The organism is Flavobacterium gawalongense (assembly GCF_007097265.1).
GTDB classification, from domain to species: Bacteria; Bacteroidota; Bacteroidia; order Flavobacteriales; family Flavobacteriaceae; genus Flavobacterium; species Flavobacterium gawalongense.
Genome location: NZ_VJZP01000025.1, coordinates 54,280 through 63,136 on the forward strand (window position 1 = coordinate 54,280; position 8,857 = coordinate 63,136).

The 8,857-nt window shown below is 34.1% G+C and carries 6 protein-coding genes; 5 read left to right on the forward strand and 1 reads right to left on the reverse strand.

Going from position 1 to position 8,857, the window contains the following annotated elements:
- Positions 1 to 88: 88 nt before the first annotated feature.
- Positions 89 to 478: a bacillithiol system redox-active protein YtxJ gene (gene ytxJ / locus FNW38_RS12945; protein ID WP_143388245.1), complete on the reverse strand. Its 390-nt coding sequence runs from the start codon at positions 476 to 478 to the stop codon at positions 89 to 91.
- A gap of 144 nt (positions 479 to 622) precedes the next feature.
- Here ytxJ and clpB point away from each other — a divergent pair, with 144 nt between their 5' ends.
- The 5 genes from clpB (at position 623) to FNW38_RS12970 (ending at position 8,803) form a co-directional block, all read left to right on the forward strand.
- A complete protein-coding gene (gene clpB / locus FNW38_RS12950; protein WP_143388246.1) occupies positions 623 to 3,226 on the forward strand; it encodes an ATP-dependent chaperone ClpB in 2,604 nt (867 codons plus the stop codon).
- A 203-nt stretch (positions 3,227 to 3,429) separates the two neighbouring features.
- The gene (locus FNW38_RS12955; RefSeq protein WP_144064883.1) at positions 3,430 to 5,739 is read left to right on the forward strand and encodes an Eco57I restriction-modification methylase domain-containing protein; all 2,310 of its coding nucleotides are present in this window, start codon (positions 3,430 to 3,432) and stop codon (positions 5,737 to 5,739) included.
- Positions 5,724 to 6,605: a TaqI-like C-terminal specificity domain-containing protein gene (locus FNW38_RS12960; protein ID WP_185963143.1), complete on the forward strand. Its 882-nt coding sequence runs from the start codon at positions 5,724 to 5,726 to the stop codon at positions 6,603 to 6,605. The genes FNW38_RS12955 and FNW38_RS12960 overlap by 16 nt, the downstream gene beginning before the upstream one ends.
- 437 nt (positions 6,606 to 7,042) lie before the next feature.
- Positions 7,043 to 8,374: a hypothetical protein gene (locus FNW38_RS12965; RefSeq protein ID WP_144064885.1), complete on the forward strand. Its 1,332-nt coding sequence runs from the start codon at positions 7,043 to 7,045 to the stop codon at positions 8,372 to 8,374.
- Between the two features lie 309 nt (positions 8,375 to 8,683).
- Entirely contained in the window at positions 8,684 to 8,803 is a 120-nt protein-coding gene (locus FNW38_RS12970; protein ID WP_317130167.1) for a GIY-YIG nuclease family protein, read from the forward strand.
- Positions 8,804 to 8,857: the final 54 nt, after the last annotated feature.

The following is an 8,857-nucleotide window of genomic DNA, read 5'->3' on the forward strand; positions in this document are numbered from 1 at the left end:
AACGAATGGATTTTTTTTATTTGGAATATTACCCCAAAAAACTATATTAAAACCTTTGTCAAAGTTTCGAACTTTGACAAAGATTAATTTAAACCTTTCCCATCAATTCTTCCGCATCAATATCGCTATGCGAAACATTGTAAATGGCTTTTCCTTCTTTAATTACTATCAATTGTGGGGATTGATGGGTAACTCCAAAACGATCAGCAATGGCATTAGAAATATCGCGATACGCTATTAAATCTAAAAAATAAGGCGTAACTTTATCTGAATTATTAAACTCATTTTCAAACTGTTTCAGTGCCATCCTACTTACGCTGCATCGGGTACTGTGTTTAAAAATTGCTACCGGTTTTTCATTCGAAACGAAAATAATTTCATTCAGTTGCCCTAAATCGGTTAGTTCATTCCAGTTGATTTTGCTTTCTTTTAAATCCTTGTCATCTGAACTATTAAAAATATTTTGAAAAAAACTCATAATTGTCTTATTTTAAGACATTTTGACTTTGAAATATGATAAAAATCATGAAATTTCCGTCAATTTGTCTGTATTATTGTATTGGAATATATATTGAATATAATTCGCAAAGTTAGTCAAATAACAACAAAACAATATACCATCATGAACATAAATAAATTTACAATCAAATCCCAGGAAGCCATTCAGCTTTCCCAACAATTGGCACAAAGCCACGGGCAACAACAAATAGAAAATGAACATATTTTCAAGGCTATTTTTGAAGTAGATGAAAATGTAGCTCCTTTTATATTGAAGAAACTGAACGTAAATGTGAGCTTATTGGAACAAATACTGGACAGCACGATACAAAGCTTCCCGAAAGTTTCCGGTGGCGAAATTATGTTGTCCAGAACTGCAAACACAACGCTAAACGAAGCGGAGATTATCGCAAAAAAAATGAATGATGAATTCGTTTCTGTGGAGCATTTAATTTTAGCCATATTTGGTTCCAAAAGTAAAGTTTCCCAAATCCTAAAAGACCAAGGCGTTACCGAAAAAGGACTAAAAGCCGCTATCGACGAATTGCGTAAAGGAGAACGAGTGACTTCGGCATCTGCTGAAGAAACGTATAATTCTTTAAATAAATATGCCAAAAATCTGAACGAATTAGCCCGCACCGGTAAACTCGATCCAGTAATTGGCCGTGACGAGGAAATTCGCAGAGTATTGCAAATTCTAACACGAAGAACTAAAAACAACCCCATGTTGGTTGGAGAACCCGGAGTGGGAAAAACCGCTATTGCCGAAGGTTTAGCACATCGAATTGTCGATGGAGATGTTCCTGACAATTTGAAAGATAAAATCGTTTATTCGCTTGATATGGGAGCGCTAATTGCCGGTGCCAAATACAAAGGGGAATTTGAAGAAAGGCTTAAATCAGTGGTAAAAGAAGTGACTTCTGCCGAAGGTGATATTGTTTTATTCATTGACGAAATCCATACACTGGTGGGAGCCGGAGGTGGTGAAGGCGCTATGGATGCGGCCAATATTCTGAAACCGGCGTTGGCTCGTGGCGAACTGCGCGCCATTGGAGCAACAACTTTAGACGAATATCAAAAATATTTCGAAAAAGACAAAGCACTCGAAAGACGTTTCCAAAAAATAATGGTCGAAGAACCGGATACCGAAAGTGCTATTTCGATTTTACGTGGAATCAAAGAAAAATACGAAACACATCATAAAGTCCAAATCAAAGACGACGCTATTATTGCCGCTGTTGAATTATCACAGCGCTATATCACCAATCGTTTTCTTCCGGACAAAGCCATCGATTTAATGGATGAAGCAGCTTCAAAACTGCGTATGGAAATCAATTCGAAACCCGAAGAATTGGATGTTTTGGATCGAAAAATCATGCAATTAGAAATTGAAATTGAAGCGATTAAACGAGAAAAAGACGAAAGTAAACTCAAAGTTTTGGGAATGGATTTGGCGAACCTAAAAGAAGATCGCAACGAAATCTACGCCAAATGGAAATCGGAGAAAGATGTAGTCGATAATATTCAAGCAGTAAAAACTGAAATTGAAGACTTCAAATACGAAGCCGAACGTGCCGAACGTGAAGGCGATTATGGAAAAGTAGCCGAAATTCGCTACGGGAAAATCAAAGAAGCACAAGAACGTTTAGACATTTTACTCAAGGAATTACAAGAAAATCAAGCAGGAACTTCGTTGATAAAAGAAGAAGTTACTCGTGAAGATATTGCTGAAGTGGTGGCCAAATGGACTGGAATTCCGGTAATGAAAATGCTTCAGGGAGAACGAGAAAAACTACTGAAACTGGAAGACGAATTGCATCACAGGGTCGTAGGACAGGAAGAAGCGATTCAAGCGGTAAGTGATGCCGTGCGCAGAAGCCGTGCCGGATTGCAGGATATGAAAAAACCGGTTGGAACCTTTCTTTTCCTTGGAACCACGGGAGTTGGTAAAACAGAATTAGCCAAAGCCTTAGCTGAATATCTTTTCGACGATGAAAATGCGATGACCCGTATCGACATGAGCGAATACCAAGAACGCCACAGCGTGAGCCGTTTGGTGGGTGCGCCTCCGGGATATGTGGGTTATGACGAAGGCGGACAATTGACCGAAGCGGTTCGTAGAAAACCGTATTCCGTAATCTTATTGGATGAGATTGAAAAAGCGCATCCTGATACGTTTAACATCTTGCTACAAGTCTTGGATGAAGGACGTTTGACAGATAACAAAGGGCGTTTGGCTGATTTTAAAAATACCATTATCATCATGACTTCTAATATGGGAAGCCAAATTATACAGGAGAAATTCGAGAACCTAAAAGGAAGCGTCGAAGCCGCAACCGAATTGGCCAAAGTAGAAGTTCTTGGATTGTTGAAACAAACGGTTCGCCCGGAATTCATAAACCGTATTGATGAAATTGTAATGTTCACGCCGCTTACCAGTGAAAATATTGCTCAAATAGTAGGTTTGCAACTAAAAAGCGTGACCAAAATGCTGGCACAGCAAGGGATTACCATGGATGCCACTGCGGAAGCCATTGCCTATTTATCCGAGAAAGGATATGATCCGCAATTTGGAGCGAGACCCGTGAAAAGAGTGATTCAAAGAGATGTGCTCAATGAATTATCCAAAGAAATTCTATCTGGAAAAATAACTACAGACAGCATTGTTTTGATAGATGCGTTTGATGGAAAATTGGTTTTTAGAAATCAAACCGAGTTAGTTTCTTAAACAAGTTCGTCAGTTCGTCCCGACACTTCGGGATTTTGTGCAATGCAATGGAACAAAAAATGTATCGAGAACATTTAAACTTATGAAAACACCAATCGAAAGGCTGGTGTTTTTTTAATCATTCTGTTAAAAACTCAAATCCAACAAACCCCATTTATTCAGAAATTATACCTATTTTGGTAATCTAAATAAAAGTGTTACCAATGTCATTATTCCAGCCCTCAGTTCTTAAAAAATATTTGAGCCAACAAGATTCAGCTACTGTTCAAAAAGCTTATAAAAAATACAGCAAGTATTTCCATAATCCAACCATCCAGGAAAACATCCGCAACAGTAAAGAAGAACAATTTCAGGAAGGATTTTTACGAGAACTTTTTGTTGATATATTGGGTTATACACTAAATCCTGCACCAACGTTCAACTTAACCACAGAACTCAAAAATATCAAAGGCGCTAAAAAAGTCGATGGCGCTATCCTAAAAGACGGCAATGCCCTTGGAGTTATCGAACTTAAAGGCACTAATACCAAAGACCTCGAAAGCATCCGCCAACAAGCTTTTGATTACAAAGCCAATCAAACGGGTTGTATTTATGTAATTACATCCAACTTCGAGAAGTTGCGCTTTTACATCAACAATGCAGTGGATTATGAAGAATTCAATTTATTTACACTAACCCATAGTGAATTTGAAATGTTCTATCTCTGTTTGGCCAAAGACAATATTCTTGCCAACAAACCTTTAACGATAAAAGAAGCTTCTGTTCTGGAAGAAGAAAATATTACCAAACATTTCTATGCCGATTATTCCTTGTTCAAACGCGAGTTGTACCGTGATTTGGTCAAACAAAACCGGAATAACGTTATGCTGATGGAGTTAAGCGAAAAAACCTCCAAGCTTACCCTTTTCAAAAAATCACAAAAACTGATTGACCGTTTTCTGTTTATTCTTTTTGCCGAAGACCGCGGATTACTCTCCCCCAACTCCATTTCCACCATTCTCAAAGAATGGAAAGCCTTGGAAGAGTTGGATATGGTTGTGCCCTTGTACGACCGCTACAAACAATACTTTGGTTATCTCGACACAGGACGAAAAGGTACCGACAAAAAAGAAGAAATCTTTGCTTACAATGGCGGACTGTTTCAGCCTGATGTCATTTTGGATGCCGTTATCATCGACGATGACCTACTCTACCGCCATACCAAAAAACTAACCACTTATGACTTCGAAAGTCAGGTGGACGTAAATATTTTAGGTCACATTTTTGAACATTCGCTAAACGAAATCGAAAGCATGAATGCTGAAATTGAAGGAACTGATTTTGACAAACAAAAAACCAAACGCAAGAAAGACGGGGTTTTCTACACCCCAAAATACATCACCAAATACATAGTCGATAATACCATTGGCAAACTCTGTACCGAGAAAAAACAGGAATTAAGCATTATTGACGAAGAATACGCCAAAGGGCGCAAGAACCGCCAAGCCACCACCATTGTAAAACTCGACCAACAGCTTAAAGACTATCGAGAATGGCTCTTGGAATTGACCATTTGCGACCCCGCCTGTGGCTCGGGTGCCTTCTTGAACCAAGCCTTGGATTTCCTGATTAAGGAACACGCCTATATAGACGAACTCAACAAACAACTCTTTGGCGGTGGTTTTACCTTCCCGGATATAGAAAACCAAATCCTGGAACACAACATCTATGGCGTGGACCTCAACGAGGAAAGTATCGAGATTGCCAAACTGTCCTTATGGCTCCGCACCGCCCAACCTAAACGAAAACTTACCAGCCTGAACAACAACATCAAATGCGGGAACTCGCTCATTGACAGCAAAGCCATTGCAGGTGACAAGGCTTTTAACTGGAAAGAACAATTCCCGGAAGTATTTGACAAAGGGGGTTTTGATGTGATTATTGGCAATCCACCTTATGTAAGACAAGAATTGTTTAAGGATATTAAACCTTATCTTGAAAAGAATTATGAGTGTTATAATAGCATAGCCGATTTATATACTTATTTTATAGAAAAAGGGATTCAACTAATGAATACAAGAGGAAGATTTTCTTTTATTCTACCTAATAAATTTCTAAAGGCAACTTATGGAAATGAAGTAAGAAAAGTTATAAAAAACAAAGTTCAAATTGATTTAATATTTGATTTTGATGATTATCCAGTTTTTAAAGATGCTACAACTTATCCGATGATTTATATTTTTTCAAAGGAAATTAACAGAAGTAAATCGACCTTTATCTTTTCTGAAATTAATAAAAGAGATAACACAAATGACCCAATAGGAAGATTAGAAGAAAAAGCAACTAAAGCATCTTATAATTCTTTAAAGGATGATAATTGGCAATTCCAAGACAGTACTAATGATAGTTTACTTACAAAAATTAAAACAGGTTCAATTTGTTTAAAGGAAATTGTTAATATAAAATTTTCAGGGGTGTTTCGACAGGTAAAAATGAAGTTTTTATCATCAACAAACAATTGGCAGATAAATTAAGAAATGATAGAAATGAAAAATTCATACGTGAAATAGTAACTGGAAAAGAAGTTAAAAGATACAATTTAAATTTTGATAATTTATACCTTCTTTATATTCCTTGGGAATATGATTTAGAATTTGATCAAGGGATAAAAGAATATTTATTAGCGAACAAGGATATATTGTCAAACAGACCAGAGGTTAAAGATGGTAGATTTAATTGGTGGTGTTTAAGTAGATATGGTAGTAAGAATGCCGAATATTTATTCAAGTCTAAAATCATCTATCCCCGAATAAATAATGAATCAAATTTTTTCTTTGATGCTGTAGGCAATTTTTCACTTTCCGATAATAATTTTTTTATATCTACAGATGAAAAATATTTAATGCCAATTCTTAATTCAAAAATTGTGTTTTATTTTTTAAAATCTATTGCATCAACATTGCAAGGCGGATATTTAGATTTCAGAAGACCATATATGGAAATAATACCAATTAAAATCCCAGAAAACCAAAAACCATTTATAGAAAAATCCGACTCTATGTTGATTTTAAACAAAGATTTACAAGTAATCAACAGAAAATTCACGACCTACTTTTCCGGTCAATACAAAATAGAAAAACTGACTAAAAAATTAGAAAACTGGCACGAATTAACCTTTGCAGCATTTATAACAGAAATCAACAAAGCCATTAAAACCTCAGGACAAGTGCCACTTACCAAAAAAGACGAATTCGAATGGTTGGATTTATTTGAAGAAAATAAAAACAAAGCCCAAACCCTAAAATCTGAAATCAATAAAACCGATAAGGAAATAGATACAATGGTTTATGAGTTGTATGGATTGAGTGAGGAGGAGATATTAATAGTTGAAGAAAAATGAGAGCATTAAATTATAAATATATCATTTATCCATTTCTTACTATTCTTATAAGCGGGTTTATGTTTTATTGTTTTCCTCCTTTTTTTCCTGATTATTTTGGGATTGAAAATTATACAAAAACATACGAACTTTTTAATTTGATTATTAGTTCGCTTGTCTCTCTTATGGGGATTTACATTACAGTTTCTCTTGTTGCGTATGAATTTTTTAAACAAAAATCGGGAGTTGATTTCCATAAATCCTTTTTGATAAATCCATTAAGCGCATATTATATCAGTTTTTCGGTACTAACAATAATTGTAGCATTTTTATCAAGCATAATAATTTCTACCCAAAATCTATCATCTAATGAAATTTCGATTGTTTATCTTAATATAATCCTTTTTGTTTCGATCATATTGTTTCTTATTCCAGTTGCATTTAATCTGTTTTCATCTTTGAAACCTGAAAAATTAGCTTCCGATGAAATTGACAAAATTGATTGCAAATCAATTTTTATAAACAATAATGGAATTAGCGACATAGATAAATCGGTAGAAATTTTTGAAAATGACCATCTGATAAAAGTAACTAATATTGCTATTGCATTGATTAGTGTTTCTGAAAGTGTCAAAGCACAGTTAATTATCAGAAAAGTAACAGTTAAATTATCTAATCTCATTATTGATGAAAAAAATCAAAAAAGCAAAGAATATATAATTGAACGATTAATATCTTTTTACATTAAAGTCATTGATTTTTCTTTACTTCAACCAAATAATGCTGGAATATTAAGAGGTATTTGGAATTCAATAGAAAGTATGTATTTTGATTTAATTGAAAAAAAAGAAACTTCATCCCATTATGAGAAATTTAGAGAGAAGTTCTTTGAAAGATTCATTAATCGATTATTTACATATAATAAAGAGGAGGAAATTATTGAGGGTATAGAAACTATTAAAAATATCATACAAAATCAGGTGCTATTAAATATGCCTGAGGATAAAAAAATAATTCATTTATATAGTTTTATAAATGAATTAGAGCCTAATTTTAAAAATTTTGATGATTACTCGGATATAGAAATTAAAGATTCTGAACATTGGCGGGAAATTGTAATTGGATTTTTTGATGTATTTTCAATTATCATAAACAAATCGATAACGTCAAAAAATCTGGATATATTAAATACCTGTTTTAAAAAATTAGAAGAGTTGAGTTTTCAAATTTATCTTAAAGAAATCGGAAAATACAAGTCCACTTTTCTTCATATTAAAATTGCAACAAAGATTTCTGATTACACTTACCGTGCTTTTGAAAAGAATGTTTTTGAGGAAGGAATTGATGCAAAAAATACATTGCCTTTACATCTTGAAATGCTTATTAAAAGCGAAGAAATTTCATCAAGAACGGTTTTGCAGAAATATTGCTATTTGCTAATTTATTTACAAAAGATAAATAAATTGGATAGATGGTTTATAGGTGGTATTAAAATGAATGATTTCATGGTGTCGGAAGGCGAATTAGGACGTATTGCAAGAAGATGTGCTTATGCTTATAATGAAAACAAAAACATACAAAATTGCCTAGATGATTGTATAGAGACTTATGTTATTCTAAAAAAATATTATGAATCATATAAAAATGATAATTTCGACTTATACATAGTTATAAAAGAAAGGATTAGTGCAATTTTAGAAATTTTGTTGAAATGTAATGTAGAAAATGAAAAACTTACTGAAAGATTAAAAACTCAAATAGAAGGTTTTAAAAATAAAGAAGATTATTGACTAGACCAATTAAGTTAGACTAGCTCTCCGAAATCTCAAGACTTCGAAGTAATAAAGCAAAAGATAAAATGGAGTATGAATTGAATACCAAGGATATTAGGATAGTTTAGAAAAGTTAAAGAAGTCCGTTTGTCATTCCGACGAAGGAGGAATCACATAAAGCTGGAGCGTAAAGTAAAAATGGTGTATCATTCCCCCGAAGTCAGTGTTGACAAAAGAAGTATCGGAATGAAAGAAAGCATTATAATGACATAAACTTGTAAAAATATTATTGAATTTACAGAGGGTTATCATAGCTATTATGTTTATATTATTACGAATAAGTATAGCTCAACCTATTATATTGGAATGACAAATAAATTAGGGGTAAGGTTGCAACAGCACAAAGAAAACATCGAAAAAGGAATTAACCCAACTTGCAGGGTTTAGCCTGTGAACCATTGTTGAAAACGAGATTCTTGTTTGAGAAGTTCAGATTTGGGG

What these genes read in the sequence shown, in the direction of transcription:
- ytxJ (WP_143388245.1), bottom strand. Translation starts at nt 478, where the DNA reads ATGAGTTTTTTTCAAAATATTTTTAATAGTTCAGATGACAAGGATTTA.
- clpB (WP_143388246.1), top strand. Translation starts at nt 623, where the DNA reads ATGAACATAAATAAATTTACAATCAAATCCCAGGAAGCCATTCAGCTT.
- FNW38_RS12955 (WP_144064883.1), top strand. Translation starts at nt 3,430, where the DNA reads ATGTCATTATTCCAGCCCTCAGTTCTTAAAAAATATTTGAGCCAACAA.